Below are 20,958 nucleotides of genomic sequence, written 5' to 3' on the forward strand. Positions count from 1 at the left end.
CTCCTCGTTAATTAAACCATGATTCACGTGCTTTCATGATCAATTGACCTGCTTTCTCAGCACCTAAACCTTCGATATCAGAGATATCATCAGTTGCCTGATCTGCTAAATCATCTACTGTGATTACACCGCGAGCCGCTAATGCATAAGCAAGCTCTGAACTCATTCCTTCCATCGCTAGAAGCTCTTCGCTCGGTTCTTGAATATTTTCTTGCTCTTTCAGTGCATCTGCTAATGCAACTTCTTTCGCACGGCTTTGTAAAAGCTCAACCGTTTCTGCATCTAATTCGATTTCATCAAATGTTTCAGCTGGAACGTAAGCAATCTCTTCAAGTGAAGTAAAGCCCATTTCTACCAATGCCATCGCAAGGTCTTCTTCAATATCAAGACGACCTACAAACATATCGAGATATTGCTGTGCTTCATTTTGTTGACGAGCACGGTACTCTTCTTCAAGCATCATATTGAGCTTATAACCAGTTAACTCAGAAGCTAAACGTACGTTTTGACCTTGAGAACCAATTGCACGCGCCAATTGATCGCTTGTAGCAAAAATAATATCTGCTGTGCGTTCTTCTTCATCAATCACAATACCCGATACATCTGCTGGCTCTAAAGCACTTGCGATATATTGAGCTGGATCATCTGACCAAACTACAACATCAATACGCTCACCGTTCAATTCTTGCTGTACAGCTTGAATACGTGTTCCACGCATACCAATACATGCACCAACTGGATCAATACGATGATCGTTCGTTTTCACTGCAATTTTAGCACGAACACCCGGTTGACGTGCAGCAGCTTTAATTTCGATGATTTCTTCAGAAATTTCTGGAATTTCTTTTTTCATCAATGCCATTAACATTTCTGGCTTAGCACGAGAAAGTTGTAGCTGCGCACCACGACCTTCACGGTTTACGTTAAATAAAATCGCATTTACACGCTGTTTAGGACGTAAAATTTCTTTTGCGATCATTTCTTCACGTGCAAGATATGCTTCCGCATTCTCACCGAGGTCAATGATGAAACCATCTTTAGTTTGTTTCTTTACTTCACCGTAAATTAACTCACCAACTTTAGATTCATATGCATCTGCAATAAGCGCGCGTTCAGCTTCACGAATTTTCTGAACAATAACTTGCTTCGCAATTTGAGCTGCAATACGACCAAATTCAATTGATTCTACTTCAAGCTCACGCACATCACCGATTGACCATTTCGCTGGGTCTACATCAGAAATCGCGTCTTGGCATGCAGGCATTTCATGATCTTCATCTGCTACTACAGTCCATTGACGGAAAGTACGGTATTCACCAGTCTTACGATCGATTTCAACGCGCAACTGTGCTTCTTCAGAATTTGTGCCTTCGTAGAATTTTTTCTTCGTTGCAGCAACTAGAGCTTGCTCGAGCGCTTCGAAAATCGCTTCACGACTAACACCTTTTTCATTACTAACCGTCTCAGCAACGGTAAGAATTTCACGGCCCATAAGTCACCTACTATTCAAATTCTTTTAGTTAAGATTAATTTAGTCTTGGTAGATCAAGTTGGCCTTATCGATATTGTGACTATCGATCTCGAGCACTTGTTGCTTTTCAACTTCAACTTGGATCATTTCATTTTCTACATCTACAGCAACCAGTTTCGCTTGGAATTTACGGCGGTTATCCACTGCAGAAATCAAACGTAAAGCAACTTGTTGACCAATATATGCTTGCATCTGTTCAAGTTTAAAGAAAGTGCGATCCCAACCTGGTGATGAAACTTCTAATGCATATTCACCAGAAATTGGATCATGAACATCGAGGATTGCACCAACTTGTTGGGTAACACGTACACAATCTTGCACACCCACACCACGACCAAGATCAATTTCACCGTCTTCGGAAATAACAGGTTCTTTGTTTGGATCTTCAGGCTTGTCAATGTAGATACGTACTAGCGAACGCTTACCCTGAGGTGTAAATTCTAAACCCCATAGTTCAACATCGCACGCCTCAACAGCGGGTGCGATCAGTTCATACAATGCTTGGGTTTTATTTGATAACTTCATTTACTCTCGTCATTTATGTGCGATTCAATCGGCCAACAGACCGACACAGACTAACTATAGTGATAGCATGATTATTTGACCAATTGATGTCCACACTACACGATAGATAACAAAAAAGGGCGCATTCGCCCCCATTATTGCACAGAAAAGCAATGCCCACTGTGCAAAAAGGCCCACCTAGTTGTGAGCCTCTTTAGAAACTTGGTAGCGGGAGCTGGATTTGAACCAACGACCTTCGGGTTATGAGCCCGACGAGCTACCAGACTGCTCCATCCCGCATCAACGTGCAAAATTATATCTAAATTTGAATCATTTTTCAATCAGAAAAACTTTCTAATTAGACTTGATTAAGTTGCACCTTAATCAAAAGTGGTAGCGGGAGCTGGATTTGAACCAACGACCTTCGGGTTATGAGCCCGACGAGCTACCAGACTGCTCCATCCCGCATCAACGTGCAAAAAGTATATCTCAACTCAAACTTTGTTTAAGTTGCCTATTTTAAGTTTGCATCTTAATTATAGGATTGATTGGTAGCGGGAGCTGGATTTGAACCAACGACCTTCGGGTTATGAGCCCGACGAGCTACCAGACTGCTCCATCCCGCATCAACAGATTTTGCTGCAAACACCAACTTAAACTTCTGGATTATAAGTTGGTGCGGAAGGGGGGACTTGAACCCCCACGCCCGAAAGCACTACCACCTCAAGGTAGCGTGTCTACCAATTCCACCACCACCGCAGCTGTGACGCATTCTAGTGGTTTCAATGAAAAATTGAAAGCGAAATATTCAATTATTCAGCTGGTTTTGGTGCAGTTGATGAAGTTTCAGGCGATTTTTGATCAACTTGCTCAGTTGTGTTAATCGTTTTCAAACCATAAGCATCTGTCGTTTGCTGCTTCGCAAAGTAAGCCAAGCTAATACTTGTGATAAAGAATAAAGCAGTAAGTATCCCGGTTAAACGAGTTAAGAAGTTACCAGAACCAGAAGCGCCGAATACAGTCGCTGCACCGCCACCGCCAAAAGACGCACCTGCATCTGCACCTTTACCATGCTGTACTAGAATTAAAATAATCATCAATAACGCTAAAATGATGTGTAGCACCAGTACAAAAGATTGCATGATGAACTCCTAATTATTTTGATTGGGCAAATGCTTGCGCAATTTGAACAAATGATTCTGCATTGAGTGATGCACCGCCTACGAGGGCACCATTGATATCAGGGCATGCTGCCAATTCAACAGCATTCTCAGGTTTTACACTACCACCATAAAGAATTGCTATGTTTTGACCTTCAGGTGTAATTTGACTCAATCCTTCACGAATTTTAGCATGCATTGCTTGTGCATCATCCGGGGAAGCTGTTTTACCAGTTCCAATTGCCCAAATTGGCTCGTAGGCGACGGTAATATGCACCCATTGCTCTGGATTCACAACACCTGCAATGTCACAAATTTGTTGTAACACCACTTGCTCAGCTTGCCCACTTTCACGCTGTTCAAGGCTTTCACCCACACAATAGATGATATGTAAGTTAGCAGCTAAAGCATTTTTTATTTTTTCATTAAGAATCGCAGGCGTGTCATTAAATATTTCACGACGTTCAGAATGTCCAATTAATACATAATCGACTTGGCTATCCTTTAAAAGATCTGCGCTAACTTCACCTGTAAATGCACCAGTACCCGCAATACGTGATACATCTTGAGCGACCACAAACACTTCATGAGCATCTGTTGCAAGTTCATTTTTTACTTGGAGTAAAGCCAATAAAGTTGGCGCAACACCAATTTTACAAACATCATGAGCGATTGAAGCTTGCTCAAGCTGTTGTTTCAAATCAGCTAAAAGCTGTTGCGTGTTAGCCTGCATTGGGTTCATTTTCCAATTGCCTACAACCCACGGAGTAATTGTCGAACCCGACATAGATCTAACCTTCTATCAAAAATGCGCACATTCTACACGGATTTTAAAAAATTAACGTAAAAATTCAATGGATACAGATTCAGCACCTAGAATTCTTTAAAAAAAGACAACATAAGACACAATATCCAACAGAATAAGTGAAAAAATTCAATTTTTTCATAGTTTTCGGATAATATTAATGATTTTAAGTATAGAATTTTCTACTTATAACCGTATAATTTTAATATTCGAATTATAAAATGAATTTAAGGCGTATTGGGGATGACTTTAGATCAAAGTGGGCCAAAATTTTCTGGGTTAAGTCGTCGTTTGGTTGATGAAGGCATTTTGACCTCCCAGCAAATGCAAAATGCTATTATTAATTCAAAAAAATCTCATCAAAAATTAGTACCTTACCTCGTTGAACATCTCAAAATACGAGCAAATACGATTGCTGAAATGGTTGCTCAAGAGTTTGGGGAGCCATTGTTCGATTTAGATGCATATAATGTTGAGTTACTACCCAAAGATATCGTTGCAGAAAATCTTGTTACAAAACATGTAATCTTACCTTTGTATCAAAGAGGTATATCTTTATTTGTAGCGACGAGTGATCCTACAGATATCGAAGCATTGGAAGCAATTCGATTTAATAGTAAATTAAACGTCGTTCCTATTACTGTAGAACATAATAAACTTGAAAAACTGATCGAAAAGCATTTTTCTGAAAATGAGAATTTCAATTTCGGTGATGAAGATCTTGACGTTAACGTGGTCGAGAACGATACACCGCAAAATAATAACGATGATGGTCCTTCAGGTGATGATTCCCCGATTGTTAAGTACATCAACAAGCTTTTGGTTGACGCCATTCGCATGGGTGCATCAGATTTACACTTCGAACCTTATGAAAAAACGTACCGAGTTCGATACCGCGTTGATGGTGTTTTAAGAACTGTTGCAAATCCACCATTGCAACTCGCGAATCGATTAGCTTCACGCTTGAAAGTTATGTCTCAAATGGATATTTCAGAAAAGCGTATTCCGCAAGATGGCCGTATTAAGCTTAAATTATCTCGTACTAAAGCGATTGATTTTCGTGTTAACTCATTGCCAACCTTATTTGGTGAAAAAATCGTATTACGTATTTTGGATCCGTCTAGTGCAATGCTTGGTATTGATGCATTAGGTTATGAAGAAGATCAGAAAGCTTTATTTCTTGAGGCACTTGAGAAGCCTCAAGGCATGTTACTGATTACGGGTCCAACAGGTTCTGGTAAAACAGTATCGCTTTATACAGGATTGAATATTTTAAATACTGAAAATGCCAACATCTCTACAGCAGAAGATCCCGTAGAAATTAACTTAGAAGGCATTAATCAGGTCAACGTCAACTATAAAGTGGGCTTAAGCTTCTCAGTCGCATTGAAATCATTCCTGCGTCAAGATCCTGATATTATTATGGTCGGGGAGATTCGAGATCTCGAAACAGCTGAAATTGCAATTAAGGCAGCACAAACAGGCCACATGGTGATGTCTACACTTCATACCAATAGTGCTCCTGAAACCTTAACCCGTTTGCGCAATATGGGGGTTCCCTCTTTTAATATTGCAACTTCGGTGAATCTCGTCATTGCTCAACGACTTGCTAGACGACTGTGTGTACACTGTAAAGTACCTGCTGAAATTCCTAAACCAAGTTTGTTAGAAATGGGATTCACAGAACAGGATTTAGCAGATCCAGATTTTAAAATTTATCAACCTGTCGGTTGTCCTGAGTGCCGTGATGGTTATAAAGGACGTGTCGGTATTTATGAAGTCATGAAAGTGACACCTGAAATTTCGAAGATTATTATGGATGATGGCAATGCATTAGAGATTGCAGCTGCATCTGAAAGACTGGGGTTTAAGAATCTTCGACGTTCGGGCTTAATTAAGGTCATGAACGGACTCACTTCTTTACAAGAAGTGAATCGTGTGACCAGTGAATAATTAAAAATAAGGAAATCATTATGGCGGTGAAAAAAGCACAGATGATGCCAACGTTTGTATATGACGGCGTGGATCGCAAGGGAACCAAAGTTAAAGGTGAAATGCCTGCGCGTAATATTCAACTTGCAAAAGTCATGCTCCGCAAACAAGGCATTACGGTGCGTAGTATCCGCGAGAAGCGCAAGAATATTCTTGAAGGCTTAATGAAGAAGAAAGTGTCTACTTTGGACATCACCATCTTTACGCGTCAGCTTGCCACCATGATGAAAGCAGGTGTACCACTTGTTCAAAGCTTTGAAATTGTTGCAGAAGGCCTAGATAATCCTGCAATGCGTGAAGTGGTTTTGGGTATTAAAACTGAGGTCGAAGGTGGTAATACTTTTGCAGGTGCACTACGCAAATATCCTCAGCATTTTGATCAGTTATTCTGCTCATTGGTAGAATCAGGTGAGCAATCAGGTGCGCTTGAAACCATGCTCGATCGAGTTGCGATTTATAAAGAAAAAAGTGAAGTTCTCAAACAAAAAATTAAAAAAGCGATGAAGTATCCAATTGCTGTCATTGTGGTTGCAATTATTGTGACCATTATTTTGATGGTCAAAGTGGTTCCTGTCTTCTCTGAGATGTTTAGCTCATTTGGCGCAGACTTACCTGCGTTCACGCAACTCGTAGTGGCAATGTCTGAGTGGGTGCAAAAATATTGGTTTATTTTAATTATTGGTATCGCGCTGACCATTATCGGCTTTATTGAAGCCAAAAAACGTAGTCAAAAATTTGCGGATGCATTAGATCGCACGGCTTTAAGGCTGCCTATTTTTGGTGATTTGGTTTATAAAGCAATTATCGCACGTTATAGCCGTACACTTTCAACCACATTTGCTGCCGGCGTCCCTTTAATCGATGCACTCCAATCAACAGCTGGTGCAACGAATAACGTGGTATATGAGCAAGCAGTTATGCGTATTCGTGACGACGTTGCGACTGGTCAACAACTTAATTTCGCTATGCGCTCGACCAATTTATTCCCATCTATGGCTGTGCAAATGGTAGCAATTGGTGAAGAATCGGGTTCACTCGATGCTATGCTAGATAAGGTTGCAACCCATTATGAAAGTGAAGTCGACAATGCTGTCGATGGCTTAACCTCCATGATGGAGCCTTTGATTATGGCCATTCTAGGTGTCTTGGTCGGCGGCTTAGTCATCGCAATGTATCTTCCAATCTTCCAAATGGGTTCTGTGGTGTAATGAACGAAATAATTGCGTATTTAATTCAATCGCCTACAGCACTCTATTTAACTGTGGGAATCATCAGCTTATGTGTCGGCAGTTTTTTAAATGTTGTCATTTACCGCACACCTAAAATGATGGAGCAAGAATGGCGTCAAGACTGTCAGATGTTTTTACATCCCGACCAAGCCATAATTGATGAAGATAAGCTCACGCTAAGTAAACCTGCATCGACCTGCCCAAAATGTAAAACACCTATTCGTTGGTATCAAAATATCCCCGTGATAAGTTGGTTATTTTTACGTGGAAAATGTGGTGAATGTGAAAATCCGATTGGTATTCGTTATCCACTGGTAGAAGTTTTGACTGCTGTTTGCTCATTAGTGGTCGTCGCGGTATTTGGTCCAAGCCTACAAATGCTTTTTGGCTTAATTTTAACGTGGACACTGATCGCACTCACATTCATCGACTTCGATACACAACTTTTACCCGATCGATATACTCTCCCCTTGGCTGCACTTGGTTTAGCGGTAAATAGCTATGCACTCTACACCTCACCTACCTCCGCAATTTGGGGATATTTGATTGGTTTCCTCTGTTTATGGGTGGTGTACTATCTATTTAAAATCGTGACAGGCAAACAAGGAATGGGATATGGCGACTTCAAATTACTGGCCGCGCTTGGTGCATGGATGGGTCCATTTTTATTACCGCTCATTGTCCTACTTTCATCCTTAGTCGGTGCAATCATCGGCATCATTTTGATGAAAGTCAAAAAAGAAAATCAGCCCTTTGCTTTTGGACCTTATATTGCGATTGCTGGATGGATTGCATTCTTATGGGGTAACGAAATTATGAAGGTTTATTTAGGGGGTTAAGCTAAAATAAGCCCCATTATGATAATTACAAGGTTTTTTACATGCGCTTTATTTTGGGCTTAACAGGTGGTATTGGAAGTGGAAAAACTGCTGCAAGTCAGTGGTTTGAAACACAAGGTATTACTGTTGTTGATGCAGATATCGTAGCACGTGAAGTGGTTGAAATTGGAAAACCTGCACTACAAAAAATTAAAGATCATTTTGGGGATTGGGTGCTATTGGAAGATGGCGCACTCGACCGCAGAGCGTTAAGAGACCATATTTTCAAACATCCTGAAGCTAGAAAGATATTAGAAAATATTACGCATCCTGCAATTCGCCTATCGATTATTGAACAACTACAACGGGCGACCAGTCCTTATGCCATTTTAGTTTCCCCACTCTTATTTGAAACCAATCAACACCAACTTACTCAACGTACTTTACTGATCGATGCATCCACAGAATTACAAATCTTGCGTGCTTCGCAACGTGATCATCAAGACATTGAGCAAATTAAAAAAATAATGAGTGCGCAAATGTCTCGTGAAGAAAAATTAAAACATGCAGACGATGTTGTTATTAATGATGGTGAACTTGATCATCTCTATCAACAACTCGCAGTAAAACACCAATATTATCTCGATATTACACAACAAGCTTAGATTTTAAAAAAGCAGTCTAAGAAGACTGCTTTTTTTGTTGCTCAAGTTTTTGGCTTAGTGCATCTTGGCGACCCAGCCATCGCCATGGTTGTAATGCGCCTATCGCCATACCCAACAACCCAAATAACATCGCAATACTTAAAGGTTCATTTAACAAAGGCACTGCCAAAATTGCAGCTAAAAAAGGCGCTAAATTGGTAATGCTCCCTGCTTTAAAAGCCCCGAGTCTTTTAATCGCTTCCACATAAGTTAAAGTTGCAATAATGACCACGAATATGCCATGAAATATTGTCTGAAACAGTAAATGCTGAGGCTCAGGAGTACTAAGATCTTTGGGTAAAAATAACACGTAAATGGGTACATAAATCACGGCTGACCAGATGGCAACTCCACACATCGCCTGCCATGCACTCAGTTGGAATTTACGCAGTAATACGGTAAATATTGCCCAAAAAATGGCGCTCAAGAAGAATAATCCATCACCAGCACCAAAAGGAATGCCTGATTCACGATACATCAGGAGACTCATAATACCGAGCACGGTGATCATAATGAGCAAACTTGCCCATGTATGACGATCAAAAGCCTGCTTCATCAATATAAAAGCCACGATGGCAGTACAAATAGGAATACAACCATTGAGAAAAATTGCAGCATGCGCAGTCGGTGCATAGTGAAATGCGCTATAAGCCAACAAACAATAGATCACACCACCAATCATTGCCAAAATAAATGGTTCTTTTTTAAGTAAAAAAGAGGCGTCTCTACGATAAAGTAAAATCGGCATTAAGATCAAAAAAGCCAGTGAAAAACGCAGTGCCACAATGTCCCACGTATTGATGTGCCATAGCGCATTTAATCGTGCAGTGAGGGTAAATCCCCCCCAGATGCACATGGTAGTAATAAGAAAAAAATAGCCTTGGGCTCGATCTGAAAGTGCCATCTCAAATTAGGCTTGACGTTGTCTACACGCTTCGTAAAGTGCCATGCCTGTCGCCACACTCACATTCAAACTTTGTAAATTGCCACTCATTGGAATATAAACTTTGTGATCGCATTGCGCCTGAGTAATCGGTCTTAAACCAGTATCTTCAGCACCCATAATCACTGCGACAGGACCAGTCAAATCACATTCGTGAATAGGTAGAGCATGCTCATCTAACATCGTGCCAATCACTCGAACATTAAAATCATCTTTGATTTTAGCTAAAGTACGAGCCAAATTCGTCACTTGGATAAATTTAACTTTCTCTGCACCACCAGCAGCAACCTTACGAGCCGTTGGTGTTAAGCTCGCAGAACGATCACGAGGAACAACAACCGCGTGTACGCCCATGGCTGCCGCAGTTCGAATACACGCACCCAAATTATGCGGGTCCGTCACTTGGTCAAGCGCCAGTAAAAAAACATTGTCTGTACTTTTGATTAATTGCTCAAGATCATTTTCATTCAGCGTTGGATGAGGACGAACTGCAGCAACGACACCTTGATGAAAAGGTTGTCCAGCCAGTTTTTCAAGGCTGTCTCGGCTCGCTTTTTGAATACTAATTCCGAAAGGTTCAGCCAACTCAAAAATACGTTTTAAACGTTGATCTTCACGACCTTTTAGTGCAAATAGAGTCAAAACGCGTTCAGGTTCTAACTCCAACAATGACTCCACAGAATGAACGCCATAATAATATTCGGGTTTAGCCATGAACGACCTCAACTCACTAAGACAATACAATAATATAGAAAAGAAAAATCCCGCAAAGCCAACTTTACAGGATTTTATATAGCGAATAGTTTAACCGATTTGACCATTGAATGTTGGTCAAATTTTTTTTTGGTAATTAACCTTCGAAATGACAAACGTAGTCTAATACGTCATCTGTTTCGATTTTGAAACGGCTCTCACCAGGCACGTAAAACGACTGCCCTGCACGGAAAAGCTCATGTTCTTCATTGTCTGCAATTGTGACACGACATTCACCAGAAATAATTTCCATACGCTCTGGTACATGTGTTTCAAAAGTAAGCGGTTGTTCCGTCGGTAGAATAACCCCAAGTGTTTTTTTCGTACCGTCTTCAAATTGAACAGTGTGGCTAATACACGTCCCGCCAAAATAAACATTTGATTTTTTTACAACAGATACATGATCAAATTGTGATGACATGCGTATTCTCCAAATAATGCGCATTTTATAAATTTTAATTGCCGTAGTTTAATTGCGCTCGAGCAACTAATCAATCAGTGTTTTGCAATGGTTTTTATAAGCAACTTTTGTTCCCTATTGATGAAATTTAAAGATTTTTTTGATTTCTTCTATATATCTTTTGTACACAGGTAAAAGAATATATTCAGTCACTAGTAATCAACCTAATTTCAGTTAAAATGCAAACTAAAAGTTCTCATATTCAAATGTCGTGACTTGAGACTAAAACAAAATTTCTCTATCTTAGAATCCACACTTTCGCAGCTCGGATGCGTTTATGCTGACACACCTTAATCTGATCAACTTTGCTTTAGCCGATAACTTAGCCATTGATATTGATCAAGGTTTCAATGTTCTTACGGGTGAAACTGGTGCAGGTAAATCTTTATTACTCGATGCATTATCAGCGTGTTTAGGCGAGCGTACTGATACGAATTACGTTCGTTATGGTTCAGATAAGGCTGATGTTACAGCCGTATTTAGTTATCAAGATCAAAGTCCCGAAGCTGAATGGTTAAGCACTCATGAGCTGGCAGATGAATCAGGTGAAATTCACCTAAGACGGGTAATATTTGCTACAGGTCGTAGTAAAGCTTGGATCAATGGACGTCCAAGTAGCCTGTCAGAATTAAAGGAAATTGGCAGACTCTTAGTCCAACTTTACAGCCAACATAGTCAGCAACAATTGTTAGAACCACCCTATCCAAAACATTGGTTGGATCGTTACAGCAATTTTGGTCAGCATACGCTCGCTGTCAAAGACAGTTATAACGCATGGCAAAAAAATATCCGACAGCATCAAGCTGCGCTTGATGCACAGACCACCCGCCTTCAACGCATTGAGATACTTAATCTTCAATTAGAAGAATTAGAAGAAGTGGTTCGACTTGACTATAAAGAAATTGAACAAGAGTTCGATCGCTTAAGTCATCATGAACACATCATGCAAGATTGTAGTTATGCAATCAACGTTTTAGATGAGTCTGATCAAAATATCACTCAGGAAATTTCAAGTATTATTCGCAAGCTTGAATCTCATGCAGGTCGTAGTGATTTACTCTCTGAAATTTATAACTCATTATTAAATGCGCAAAGTGAACTCGATGATGCCAGTGCTAATTTAAAACAATTCATTGACCGTCAGAGTTTTGATCCTGAACGAATGGAAGAGTTAAACACACAACTGGAAATATTCCATCGTTTAGCGCGCAAATATCGAGTACAACCCGAAGATTTAAAATCAGAATACGAACATTGGCAGGCAGAGCTAGAACAATTACATCAGCTTGAAGATCCAGAGACTTTGGCTGAACAAGTTGAAATTTCACATCAACAGTTTATAGAGAAAGCTCAATATCTAGATGATATTCGTCGTAAAGCAGCAGAGCCCTTAGCCAAACTCTTAACAGAACAAGTCAAACAACTGGCTTTACCAGAAGCTCATTTTGAATTCCGTTTCGATCCTCTGGAGCAGCCTTCATCTGAAGGGTTTAGTTTTATTCAATTATTGTTCACAGCAAACAAAGGGATTCCACCTCAACCGCTTGCGAAGGTTGCTTCTGGTGGTGAATTGTCACGTATTGCATTGGTCATGCAAGTCATGAATGCAGAAAAAACCGAAGCTGAAGTACTCGTTTTTGACGAAATTGATGTGGGCATCAGCGGTGGAACAGCTGAGATTGTCGGTCGCTTATTGGCTGGATTAGGTCAACATGTTCAAATTCTATGTATTACACATCAAGCCCAAGTTGCAGCGCAATCGGACCAACATTTGTTAGTGAAAAAACTGCAAACTGACCCTGCTAGCAGCACTATCGTTGAGCTTGATGAAGATCAACGGATATTAGAGCTTGCTCGTATGACTGGTGGTGTCGAAATTAGCGAGACCACCCTTCAACATGCAAAACAATTAAGACAATTAAAGTTTCAGACCAGCACATCTTGATTATTTTAAAAGGATTGTTGAAAACCCATAAGTCTAGTATGTTGAAGTAAAGTGATACTCAAACATAGGAGAAGCCATTAGGTGAGTAAACAATTTCTAACGCACCGTTGCCTGATTGCCCCACCTGATTTAGCAGATGATTTCTTCGCAAATAGTGTGGTCTATATCGCTCGTCATGATCATGAAGGTGCGCAGGGAATTATGATCAATCGTCCAGCTGGGATTCAGGTTAAAGAACTCTTAACAGATCTTGATATCGTTGCAGATCATGTTCACCCACATGATGTCTTACAAGGTGGTCCTTTACGACCAGAAGCGGGTTTTGTACTTCATACGGGTCAACCTACTTGGCATGCGTCCATCGCTGTAGGTGAAAATCTCTGTTTAACAACTTCAAAGGATATTCTTGATGCAATCGCACACAATGAAGGTGTTGGTCGCTATCAAATTGCTTTAGGCTATGCAAGTTGGAGTAAAAACCAGTTGGAGCAAGAAATCGCTCGAGGTGACTGGCTCATTTGTGACTCTGATATGGATTTGATTTTTAACTTACCCTATGACGATCGCTGGGACGCTGCCTATAGAAAAATGGGGGTCGATCGTACATGGCTTTCATCTGAGATTGGACATGCCTGATTCAACTACCGCTCAACTCATTATGGCCTTTGACTTTGGCACACAAAAAACAGGAATGGCTGTAGGATCGTCCATTATTGAAAGTGCTACGCCACTTTCACTTTTACCGATGAAAGATGGCATTCCCAATTGGGATGATCTACTCAAAATTGTAAAACAGCATTCTCCAAATCTGTTTTTAGTCGGGCTACCACTGAATATGGATGATAGCGAATCGGAACTATCAACACGAGCACGTAAATTTGCTCGTCGTTTAAGACACCAAACCAATATAGAAACATGGATGGTGGATGAGCGATTAACAACTCGCGAAGCGCGTGATGAACTCGATCATTATCAGGCGCAAGGGCGTGGAAAAAAGTTGTCCGCAGACAGCTTGGCAGCTGCTTTATTTATTGAAAGTTGGTATCGTAATCCTCAAGGTATTCAACCTTAATAGAATACTTACCATTTCATCTAGGATAAAAATAGCGAAAGGTTAAATTGATTCTAGGCTCTAATACTTTGGTTGATTTCGCTAAAGTGTGTTTCCAAAAACGCTGTGTTTGACCTTTCATTACAATTAACTGTCCTGATTGTAGATATATTTCCGCAGTATGAGTTTTATCACGATGTTTAAATCTAAATTTTCGGGTTGCGCCGAGACTCAGTGAAGCAATGACGGTCTCGCCATGTTCAGGATCTCTTAATGCAGCCTCATCATCACTATGCCATCCTACACCTTGAGTTCCATCTTCATACAAATTAGCCAAACAAGAATTAAATTGAACTCCTGTTATAAGTTCAATTTTTTGCTTGAGTGCTAATAATTTCAAATCCCAAATCTGTGCTTGTTTATCCATCCCTGAATAGTGATATTGATAGTTTTGGTCACCATACCATACGACTTTACGACCCGTCTTAAAATATTGGCCGTATAAAATCACTTCATCCTGTTTCCAAGCCAAAGCTTCTGAAAAATAATCGAAATAATCCTGTGATTCAGCATGAGTAAGTATAAGGCCGTAATCTTCTACAATCCCATCACAAGGTAGGAGATTTGAATTGGGTTCGGGTGCAAACAGCTCGAAGTTCATAACCAATTTGCCATGAAAATATAACCTTATATTAGCTGAATATTTCAACTGACAAATTGAAACATTGTGAACGCTTGTGACACTGGACAATCAAGCTTAGACTGGCATAAATCTAGACAATAAAAACAATCGCTTATGAATTTATGGCAACTTTTTCTAAAACTTAAACCTTTCGTTCGACCTTATCGCTTTTTAGTGATTGCCACTCTCTTTCTTACGCTCATCGGCTCTTTCACAGCTCAAGTGAATGCACTCACTTTGCAGTATGCAGTTGATGAAATTAATGCGCTGGTTGAGAATGGTTTTGGCTTAGCTGAAGGCTGGAATATCCTGATTACCATTACAGCGATATTATTGGGTAAAGAAGTAATTAATGCTTTTGTGCAATTCGGACAAAAGTTTTATGGTGAAAAACTTAGAATTTTTATTTCACAAGATCTAGCACAAGGCATCATTGAAAAATTTCTGACCTATAGATTAGCTTTTTTCAACGAAGAGAATAATCAGGCGGGCAAATTACAAACACGAATCGATCGTGGTATTGGCTCTCTGACTCGTCTAGTTCAAATATTCTTTATTGACATTTTGCCGTTATTTACCAGTGCGATCGTGGCTTTAGGATTAATGTACTACGCCAACTTTTATGTTGGCTTAGTGGCGACCACTATCGTTCCAATCTACTTCTGGTTAACTTATAAACAAGCACAAAAACTCGGAGGCTGGCGTCGGAATTTACGTGATGGTCGAGAAAAGAAAAGCCAAGGTATCCTCGGAATTATTAATTCAATTACGGTTATCAAATCTTTCAACCGCGAGTCAATAGAATCAACCAAACAACTCAAACTACAAAAAGAACTCACAGATAATCAAATGCAAACCCGTCAGGTCAGCTTTTTATTTGATGGGTTAAAAACCTTTATTGAACAAATAGGTATTGTTTTAATCATCATCCTAACTGCGTATTTTGTGCTTGATGGTCAGATGAGCATCGGTATGATCATGTTTCATGTACTGTTGTTCAATAATGTATCCGCGCCAATTCGCTCCTTACATCGTATATATGATGAAGTGAATGATGCCATGATCTATTCAGAAAGCTTCTTTAAAATTTTAGAAGCAGATGATCAAATTGAACCTACAGGTCAACTCAAACCGCAAATTCAAGGAAAATTTACGCTGAAAAATGTTGAATTCTTTTATCCAAACGGTCACCACGCACTAAAGAATATCAATATGGAGATTCGCCCCAATAAAATTACTGCATTAGTTGGCTTATCAGGTGCGGGAAAATCAACCTTAATCAGTCTTTTAGATAAATTTTATGAACCTAATCAGGGGTGTATCGAACTCGATGGAATCGATCTCAATCAAATTGATACACAATATTTGAGAGATCATATTGGATTAGTCCTACAAAAAAATCATATCTTCCAAGGGACTATTCTTGAAAATATTCGCTATGGTAAAACAGATGCTACTGAAGAAGACGTGATCATTGCTGCTAAAAAAGCATCCATTCATGAGCAAATTTTACAACTTCCAGATGGCTATCATTCCGATGCATTGCAACTCTCTGGAGGACAACAACAGCGTATTGCGATTGCTCGTATGTTCTTGAAAAATCCACCGATTATCTTTTTAGATGAACCGACAGCGAGTTTGGATGCCATTGCTTCGGAACAAATTAAACAAAGCCTTGATGAGATTAAACAAGGACGTACTGTCATTATTATCTCGCACAGCCTGTCACAAATTATTGATGCGGATTACACCTATGTCATGAAAGAAGGCGAAATTGCCGAGCATGGAGAACATGATGCTCTTTACCATCAAGACGGTGTATATAAACAAATTTTTGATGCGATGGCTAAAAGTTTGAATATCGAAAAAATTGCAAAAACTTTTGAAGACGATGGGGATGAGGAAACCCATAGTTAAAGTTTAATCTAGGTAACCTTGGCATTGAAGCAGTTGAATCAACACACAGTCATCTGCTTCATAGAGCTGACTTAACTTCGTGTAAGGATCACCATCGAGCGCTAACATCTGTGCAAATGCAGGTTCAGTTTTTATACCTTTTCGCTTAAGGCGAATGATTTCCTGTTTATATTGGTCATTTGCCAAATCTAATATTCTACATTCAACATAGAAGTGCTGGAATCCCGCCTGCTGATCAATTGGTGTTGTAGAACAAAATATCTCAATTGACCAAGCACAATATTCAAATCGGCAAATCCAAGTATCACGTTCAAAATAACTTCGCTCAATGCACCATGCCTTATATGTTTGAAATAAGTTAGTATTTCAATCAAATGATTCTCTTGCTCAATCGGATAACTACAAATGAGGTCGATATCACTTTGTGCTGTTGCAATTCCTAAAGGTGGCGTACCGACCACTGTAACTTGATACCACTTGAGTATTTCCATAAGGTTTAAGTCATCAATGACTTTTTGAAAGTGTATTTTTTTCATTGTTATTTTTAATCTCTAAGATGATTCAACTTTAAAGCGGTTGAATCCCCCAATATGGATTACTTTAACCCTCAGCAGAAAAGCTTAAGCAATTAAGGTTATTTTTGATTTTCGATAACATCTAACGCATAAACAGTTTTAATATAATTTCGATACTGCGTTGAATAAGAGATTTCCAAACAACGCATAAGGTATGCTTTCTCTTTTGAATATTGATAGCTGCCTAACGCTTCTTTGAGCGCTTGATCAATATAATTTTGCACTTGTTTTGCCGCCTCATGGCTATGCTCACCGAGTTGAAAATATCCACCTCTCGCAATATTTGCTTCAGCTGCATAAATCTCAGAATGAGATAGACAATACGCGATTCCATCATTATGCAAATACTCTTGTGCCCGTGATAAATCATCCGCATAAATGCTTGAACTCAACAATATACTTAAACCAATAGCAAATTTAATTTTCATTTTTAAATCACTTTCTCAACACAATAAAAAAGCGCCTTTTGGCGCTTTAAATATATTAGGGTTGTTTTAGATATGGCCATGCCGCTCTTAAATAAATAAACATGGACCACAGTGTTAAAATTACAGCGGTATACAACAAACCATATGCAACTAATTCAAGTGGTTTCCAATTGAGTAAGAACACTGAAATAGCGATCATCTGGAAAGCTGTTTTATATTTTCCAACCGTTGATACAGCCACATTGGTACGTGCACCGAGCTCAGCCATCCACTCACGTAAAGCAGAAACCGTAATCTCGCGTGAAATAATCACAATCGCAGCAAAAGCCATCGAAATTGTAGGTTGCCATTGCACCAAAACAATCAATGCTGCTGCGACCATTAATTTATCCGCAACAGGATCTAAAAAACGTCCGAATGCGGAAGTCTGATTCAATGTTCTTGCCAAATAACCATCAAACCAATCTGTGACAGCAGCAATCACAAAAATTGCAGTCAGAATGATATGACGCGTCATACCCCCTTCATGCCCACCCACACCAATCGCAGGAGGCCAATAGGCAATAATTAAAAAAACAGGTATTAACGCAATACGTGCTAGCGTCAAGATATTTGGTATATTCAGGATGCGACCTGTAGACATAGACACCGCCAGTTTGCCCCAATTACAGCTAAAATTTGCAATAAAAACTTGAGCTTTGATTCTTTAATCCGCTTACTTTAAACGATTCACTACCCGCTGTCGACTAGGCAAAAATCGCGACAGTCTGTCTACAAATTGCAACGAGACGGTCATTATGGTCCCAAATATGGGCATATTCAGTAGAATAACCATGCGCAGAATGATCTGTAAATACTTTATATTTAAACCAATCTCGTCGGTCAGCTTGAATAGGTTCTAACAGCGTCACATACCAAGAAATTGAACTGCCCGGTGCTGGTTTTTTTAATATAGGAAAAATTCCTGCAGGCCAAATATCTAACATTGCTATAAATTCAGGCATGCTCAGCGGACCTGCTTCAAATTTAGATTCTGCATATCGAAACCACCCACCAAAATCTGGCTTTTCAGCAGCCGTACAAGGGTATTTCCCTTCAGCCCAAATCAGATCATAGTTCTGATAACATTGTGGCATGAGAGGATGATCAGGCAACTTAACTAAACTTTCAGGCGAATCATACTGTGGTGCTGAGCGAGTTTGATCCATATTCACAACTGATTCACGGTCTGAACCAAAACTTGCCAGCAGAATTCCCTGTACAGCATCATCCTGCCAAATCCGAGCCTCAATATTGGTCACAGATTTACCTTGCCTTAAAATTTCCACTGTCACTTTGACTGGCTTTTCCTGAACAGGACCCACAAATACCACACTGGTGCTCAATAATCTTTTTCGAGGGTCATGAATCATTTGTGTTGCTTTGTGTAGCATCATCGCCGTGGTTAAACCACCAAAAATGGTACGACCTTGCAACCAACCCTCAGGGATCTCCACCCATTCTTGTTGATCAATTTCTTGAAATACCTGTCCAAATGACATGCGCAACCCTTTTATTTTAAATTTCTTATCGCGCTAGCATGCTGAATTTTCAGATTGAGGTAAATGATCAATGACTCGCAGGTCAATGATCATTTTGGCAAATTGATATGCATGATTACTCATGCAAGATTTTGTACACAGTCCGAGCGAGATTTGCACCAAAACCTGGGACTAAATTCAGATCCTTTTCAGAGGCTTTTAATACCCCTTGAATCCCACCAAAATGTGTTAATAAATCACGGCGACGTTTTGGTCCTAGACCTGGAATAGCTTCTAAAACTGACTGCCCACGACGTTTATCGCGCTTGGCACGATGTTTAGTAATGGCAAATCGATGCGCCTCATCACGAACCTGTTGAATTAAATGTAGCGCTTTATGGTCTTCAGGCAGTTGAATCTTTGTGCCATCAGTGAAATGTAAGGTTTCCAAACCAGGCTTACGTCCTTCCCCTTTTGAAACCCCCACCATGAATGCATCCAATCCAAGATCTTGCATGACCTGCATTGCCATATGTAATTGCCCTTTACCACCATCGATGAGAAGCAAATCTGGCAGCATCGCCTTCTTATACCGTCGTGTCAAAGCCTGACGCATGGCAGCATAATCATCACCGCCAGTGATATCTTCGATAGCAAACTGACGGTAATCGCGCTTGCGAGCCCCTCCACTATCAAAGACAACACAAGAAGCGATCGTTGCTTCGCCCATCGTATGGGATATATCAAAACATTCGATACGATCAATTGGACGTCCGACCACCTCTTCTAACTGATGAAAACGTTCATTCAATTCATAATGGTTAGCAAGTTGTCCTTTAATGGCATGCTGTACATTCATGGTCGCAAGCTCGAGCCATTCTGCACGGGTTTCTCGAACTTTTGCTTTAATCAGAATTTTTTTGCCAAAATTTTGTTGTAGTGCCTCTTCTATGTCTTTTTTGTCTGGCAGCTCCACGTTGACGATTAATTCTGTTGGAATCTCATCGGCAACTTGGAAATAAAAGTTCGCGATAAAATCTGCCAGCATTTGTCCCAAATCATCGCCCAACATATCTGGGAAATAACTTTTTCCTCCCAACATCTTGCCATTACGCACATGCATAATCTGAACGCACGTTACCCCCGCTTGGTATGCGATCGCCAATATATCTGCTTCACCTTTGACTTTATAAATCGCTTGTTGCGTTTGTACATCACGCAATAATGCCATCCGATCACGATAAAAAACGGCTTTTTCAAATTCAAGAGCATCTGCTGCCGCTTCCATTTTGGCAATTAATTCTTGATTAAGCTCACGTGTATCCCCTTGTAAAAAACGAATAGAGTTATCGACATCATCTTTATAATCTTCAGGTGATATCATGCCCACACATGGAGCTGAGCAACGTTTAATTTGATACTGCAAACACGGTCTTTTACGTTGCGCAAAATAACTATTTTCACATTGGCGGACATTGAATAATTTTTGTAAGACCACCAATGTATCACGTGCATTAAAAGCACTTGGATAAGGTCCAAAAAATTTACCTGCTTGATGTTTCCCCTTACCACGACCTGCTGCAATACGTGGATAAGGCTTATCACTGGACACAAAAATATAGACGTAAGATTTATCATCTCGCAGCATGATGTTATACGGCGGTCGATGAAGCTTAATTAAGTTTTGTTCAAGAAGTAATGCTTCCGTTTCTGAGCGGACCACCATGGTTTCAATATCATGAATGCGGGCAACTAAAGCCTGTGTTTTGGGATGCTCAATGGTTTTAACAAAATAGCTAGAAACACGATTTTTTAAATTCTTGGCTTTTCCCACATACAACAACTCTCCATCTTTACCTAACATGCGATAGACACCAGGCAAAGTCGTAAGATTGGCTAAGATTTTTTCAATGTGTTCACGTGCGTTTTCGTTCACAAGCA

The 20,958-nt window shown here is 39.9% G+C and carries 20 protein-coding genes, 4 tRNA genes and 1 pseudogene; 8 read left to right on the plus strand and 17 right to left on the minus strand.

Features of this window, described 5'->3' with window-relative positions; translation table 11 throughout:
• Positions 1 to 7: 7 nt before the first annotated feature.
• From nusA to tpiA, 8 genes are all read right to left on the minus strand, one after another.
• The gene (nusA, locus tag AC1M9B_RS07745; RefSeq protein WP_035266021.1) at positions 8 to 1,492 is read right to left on the minus strand and encodes a transcription termination factor NusA; all 1,485 of its coding nucleotides are present in this window, start codon (positions 1,490 to 1,492) and stop codon (positions 8 to 10) included.
• 39 nt (positions 1,493 to 1,531) lie between these two features.
• Entirely contained in the window at positions 1,532 to 2,056 is a 525-nt protein-coding gene (gene rimP, locus AC1M9B_RS07750) for a ribosome maturation factor RimP (RefSeq protein ID WP_035266019.1), read from the minus strand.
• A gap of 202 nt (positions 2,057 to 2,258) precedes the next feature.
• Positions 2,259 to 2,335: transfer RNA gene (locus tag AC1M9B_RS07755), tRNA-Met, on the minus strand.
• 91 nt (positions 2,336 to 2,426) lie between these two features.
• Positions 2,427 to 2,503, minus strand: a tRNA-Met gene (locus AC1M9B_RS07760).
• Positions 2,504 to 2,584: 81 nt separating this feature from the next.
• Positions 2,585 to 2,661, minus strand: a tRNA-Met gene (locus tag AC1M9B_RS07765).
• 48 nt (positions 2,662 to 2,709) lie between these two features.
• Positions 2,710 to 2,794, minus strand: a tRNA-Leu gene (locus tag AC1M9B_RS07770).
• Between the two features lie 53 nt (positions 2,795 to 2,847).
• On the minus strand, positions 2,848 to 3,177 hold the full coding sequence (gene secG / locus AC1M9B_RS07775) for a preprotein translocase subunit SecG (protein ID WP_035266018.1): 330 nt from the start codon (positions 3,175 to 3,177) through the stop codon (positions 2,848 to 2,850).
• A gap of 13 nt (positions 3,178 to 3,190) precedes the next feature.
• Positions 3,191 to 3,982: a triose-phosphate isomerase gene (gene tpiA / locus AC1M9B_RS07780; protein ID WP_035266016.1), complete on the minus strand. Its 792-nt coding sequence runs from the start codon at positions 3,980 to 3,982 to the stop codon at positions 3,191 to 3,193.
• A gap of 261 nt (positions 3,983 to 4,243) precedes the next feature.
• Here tpiA and pilB point away from each other — a divergent pair, with 261 nt between their 5' ends.
• The 4 genes from pilB to coaE are packed head-to-tail and all read left to right on the plus strand — an operon-like array spanning position 4,244 to position 8,704.
• Positions 4,244 to 5,953: a type IV-A pilus assembly ATPase PilB gene (gene pilB / locus AC1M9B_RS07785; protein WP_481608903.1), complete on the plus strand. Its 1,710-nt coding sequence runs from the start codon at positions 4,244 to 4,246 to the stop codon at positions 5,951 to 5,953.
• Positions 5,954 to 5,973: 20 nt separating this feature from the next.
• Positions 5,974 to 7,200, plus strand: a complete 1,227-nt coding sequence (locus AC1M9B_RS07790) for a type II secretion system F family protein (protein WP_481608904.1) — start codon at positions 5,974 to 5,976, stop codon at positions 7,198 to 7,200.
• Complete coding sequence (locus tag AC1M9B_RS07795) at positions 7,200 to 8,060, plus strand: prepilin peptidase (protein WP_481608905.1); 861 nt, start codon at positions 7,200 to 7,202, stop codon at positions 8,058 to 8,060. The genes AC1M9B_RS07790 and AC1M9B_RS07795 overlap by 1 nt, the downstream gene beginning before the upstream one ends.
• Before the next feature lie 41 nt (positions 8,061 to 8,101).
• Positions 8,102 to 8,704 carry a dephospho-CoA kinase gene (coaE, locus tag AC1M9B_RS07800; RefSeq protein ID WP_481608906.1) on the plus strand — a complete coding sequence of 201 codons (603 nt, stop codon included), beginning with the start codon at positions 8,102 to 8,104 and terminating at the stop codon, positions 8,702 to 8,704.
• Positions 8,705 to 8,720: 16 nt separating this feature from the next.
• Here coaE and AC1M9B_RS07805 read toward each other — a convergent pair whose 3' ends face one another.
• The 3 genes from AC1M9B_RS07805 to ppnP form a co-directional block, all read right to left on the minus strand.
• On the minus strand, positions 8,721 to 9,647 hold the full coding sequence (locus AC1M9B_RS07805) for a DMT family transporter (RefSeq protein WP_481608907.1): 927 nt from the start codon (positions 9,645 to 9,647) through the stop codon (positions 8,721 to 8,723).
• Between the two features lie 6 nt (positions 9,648 to 9,653).
• Positions 9,654 to 10,400 (minus strand): 23S rRNA (guanosine(2251)-2'-O)-methyltransferase RlmB, encoded by a 747-nt coding sequence (rlmB, locus tag AC1M9B_RS07810; protein ID WP_035266007.1) that lies wholly within the window; start codon positions 10,398 to 10,400, stop codon positions 9,654 to 9,656.
• Between the two features lie 136 nt (positions 10,401 to 10,536).
• Positions 10,537 to 10,860: a pyrimidine/purine nucleoside phosphorylase gene (gene ppnP, locus AC1M9B_RS07815; RefSeq protein WP_092766653.1), complete on the minus strand. Its 324-nt coding sequence runs from the start codon at positions 10,858 to 10,860 to the stop codon at positions 10,537 to 10,539.
• A gap of 316 nt (positions 10,861 to 11,176) precedes the next feature.
• On the opposite strand from ppnP, the gene recN reads away from it, so the two are divergent.
• The 3 genes from recN to ruvX all read left to right on the plus strand — a co-directional run bounded on the left by recN (position 11,177) and on the right by ruvX (position 13,916).
• On the plus strand, positions 11,177 to 12,844 hold the full coding sequence (gene recN / locus AC1M9B_RS07820) for a DNA repair protein RecN (protein WP_481608908.1): 1,668 nt from the start codon (positions 11,177 to 11,179) through the stop codon (positions 12,842 to 12,844).
• Positions 12,845 to 12,925: 81 nt separating this feature from the next.
• The gene (locus tag AC1M9B_RS07825) at positions 12,926 to 13,480 is read left to right on the plus strand and encodes a YqgE/AlgH family protein (RefSeq protein ID WP_035266003.1); all 555 of its coding nucleotides are present in this window, start codon (positions 12,926 to 12,928) and stop codon (positions 13,478 to 13,480) included.
• Complete coding sequence (gene ruvX / locus AC1M9B_RS07830) at positions 13,473 to 13,916, plus strand: Holliday junction resolvase RuvX (RefSeq protein ID WP_035266001.1); 444 nt, start codon at positions 13,473 to 13,475, stop codon at positions 13,914 to 13,916. The genes AC1M9B_RS07825 and ruvX overlap by 8 nt, the downstream gene beginning before the upstream one ends.
• Before the next feature lie 16 nt (positions 13,917 to 13,932).
• Here the strand turns inward: ruvX and AC1M9B_RS07835 are convergent, their stop codons facing one another.
• Positions 13,933 to 14,556, minus strand: coding sequence for an alpha-ketoglutarate-dependent dioxygenase AlkB family protein (locus tag AC1M9B_RS07835; protein WP_481608909.1), 624 nt, complete (start codon positions 14,554 to 14,556; stop codon positions 13,933 to 13,935).
• A gap of 135 nt (positions 14,557 to 14,691) precedes the next feature.
• Here AC1M9B_RS07835 and AC1M9B_RS07840 point away from each other — a divergent pair, with 135 nt between their 5' ends.
• Positions 14,692 to 16,494, plus strand: a complete 1,803-nt coding sequence (locus AC1M9B_RS07840; protein WP_481588591.1) for an ABC transporter ATP-binding protein — start codon at positions 14,692 to 14,694, stop codon at positions 16,492 to 16,494.
• A 3-nt stretch (positions 16,495 to 16,497) separates the two neighbouring features.
• On the opposite strand, the pseudogene AC1M9B_RS07845 reads toward AC1M9B_RS07840, so the two are convergent.
• The 5 genes and pseudogenes from AC1M9B_RS07845 to uvrC form a co-directional block, all read right to left on the minus strand.
• Positions 16,498 to 17,030: pseudogene (locus AC1M9B_RS07845) on the minus strand (DUF4269 domain-containing protein).
• Between the two features lie 98 nt (positions 17,031 to 17,128).
• A complete protein-coding gene (locus AC1M9B_RS07850; RefSeq protein WP_481608910.1) occupies positions 17,129 to 17,497 on the minus strand; it encodes a hypothetical protein in 369 nt (122 codons plus the stop codon).
• 55 nt (positions 17,498 to 17,552) lie between these two features.
• Positions 17,553 to 18,140 (minus strand): CDP-diacylglycerol--glycerol-3-phosphate 3-phosphatidyltransferase, encoded by a 588-nt coding sequence (gene pgsA, locus AC1M9B_RS07855; protein ID WP_035265993.1) that lies wholly within the window; start codon positions 18,138 to 18,140, stop codon positions 17,553 to 17,555.
• Between the two features lie 103 nt (positions 18,141 to 18,243).
• Positions 18,244 to 19,038 (minus strand): acyl-CoA thioesterase, encoded by a 795-nt coding sequence (locus AC1M9B_RS07860; RefSeq protein ID WP_481608911.1) that lies wholly within the window; start codon positions 19,036 to 19,038, stop codon positions 18,244 to 18,246.
• A gap of 115 nt (positions 19,039 to 19,153) precedes the next feature.
• Positions 19,154 to 20,953 (minus strand): excinuclease ABC subunit UvrC, encoded by a 1,800-nt coding sequence (uvrC, locus tag AC1M9B_RS07865; RefSeq protein WP_481608912.1) that lies wholly within the window; start codon positions 20,951 to 20,953, stop codon positions 19,154 to 19,156.
• Positions 20,954 to 20,958 lie beyond the last annotated feature (5 nt).

The organism is Acinetobacter sp. ANC_7513 (assembly GCF_056779915.1).

Coding starts and splice junctions, on each gene's coding strand:
- recN (WP_481608908.1), top strand. CDS start 11,177: ATGCTGACACACCTTAATCTGATCAACTTTGCTTTAGCCGATAACTTA.
- AC1M9B_RS07860 (WP_481608911.1), bottom strand. CDS start 19,038: ATGTCATTTGGACAGGTATTTCAAGAAATTGATCAACAAGAATGGGTG.
- tpiA (WP_035266016.1), bottom strand. CDS start 3,982: ATGTCGGGTTCGACAATTACTCCGTGGGTTGTAGGCAATTGGAAAATG.
- pilB (WP_481608903.1), top strand. CDS start 4,244: ATGACTTTAGATCAAAGTGGGCCAAAATTTTCTGGGTTAAGTCGTCGT.
- AC1M9B_RS07805 (WP_481608907.1), bottom strand. CDS start 9,647: ATGGCACTTTCAGATCGAGCCCAAGGCTATTTTTTTCTTATTACTACC.
- coaE (WP_481608906.1), top strand. CDS start 8,102: ATGCGCTTTATTTTGGGCTTAACAGGTGGTATTGGAAGTGGAAAAACT.
- ruvX (WP_035266001.1), top strand. CDS start 13,473: ATGCCTGATTCAACTACCGCTCAACTCATTATGGCCTTTGACTTTGGC.
- AC1M9B_RS07835 (WP_481608909.1), bottom strand. CDS start 14,556: ATGAACTTCGAGCTGTTTGCACCCGAACCCAATTCAAATCTCCTACCT.
- AC1M9B_RS07850 (WP_481608910.1), bottom strand. CDS start 17,497: ATGAAAATTAAATTTGCTATTGGTTTAAGTATATTGTTGAGTTCAAGC.
- rimP (WP_035266019.1), bottom strand. CDS start 2,056: ATGAAGTTATCAAATAAAACCCAAGCATTGTATGAACTGATCGCACCC.
- ppnP (WP_092766653.1), bottom strand. CDS start 10,860: ATGTCATCACAATTTGATCATGTATCTGTTGTAAAAAAATCAAATGTT.
- AC1M9B_RS07840 (WP_481588591.1), top strand. CDS start 14,692: ATGAATTTATGGCAACTTTTTCTAAAACTTAAACCTTTCGTTCGACCT.
- nusA (WP_035266021.1), bottom strand. CDS start 1,492: ATGGGCCGTGAAATTCTTACCGTTGCTGAGACGGTTAGTAATGAAAAA.
- pgsA (WP_035265993.1), bottom strand. CDS start 18,140: ATGTCTACAGGTCGCATCCTGAATATACCAAATATCTTGACGCTAGCA.
- AC1M9B_RS07795 (WP_481608905.1), top strand. CDS start 7,200: ATGAACGAAATAATTGCGTATTTAATTCAATCGCCTACAGCACTCTAT.
- rlmB (WP_035266007.1), bottom strand. CDS start 10,400: ATGGCTAAACCCGAATATTATTATGGCGTTCATTCTGTGGAGTCATTG.
- AC1M9B_RS07790 (WP_481608904.1), top strand. CDS start 5,974: ATGGCGGTGAAAAAAGCACAGATGATGCCAACGTTTGTATATGACGGC.
- secG (WP_035266018.1), bottom strand. CDS start 3,177: ATGCAATCTTTTGTACTGGTGCTACACATCATTTTAGCGTTATTGATG.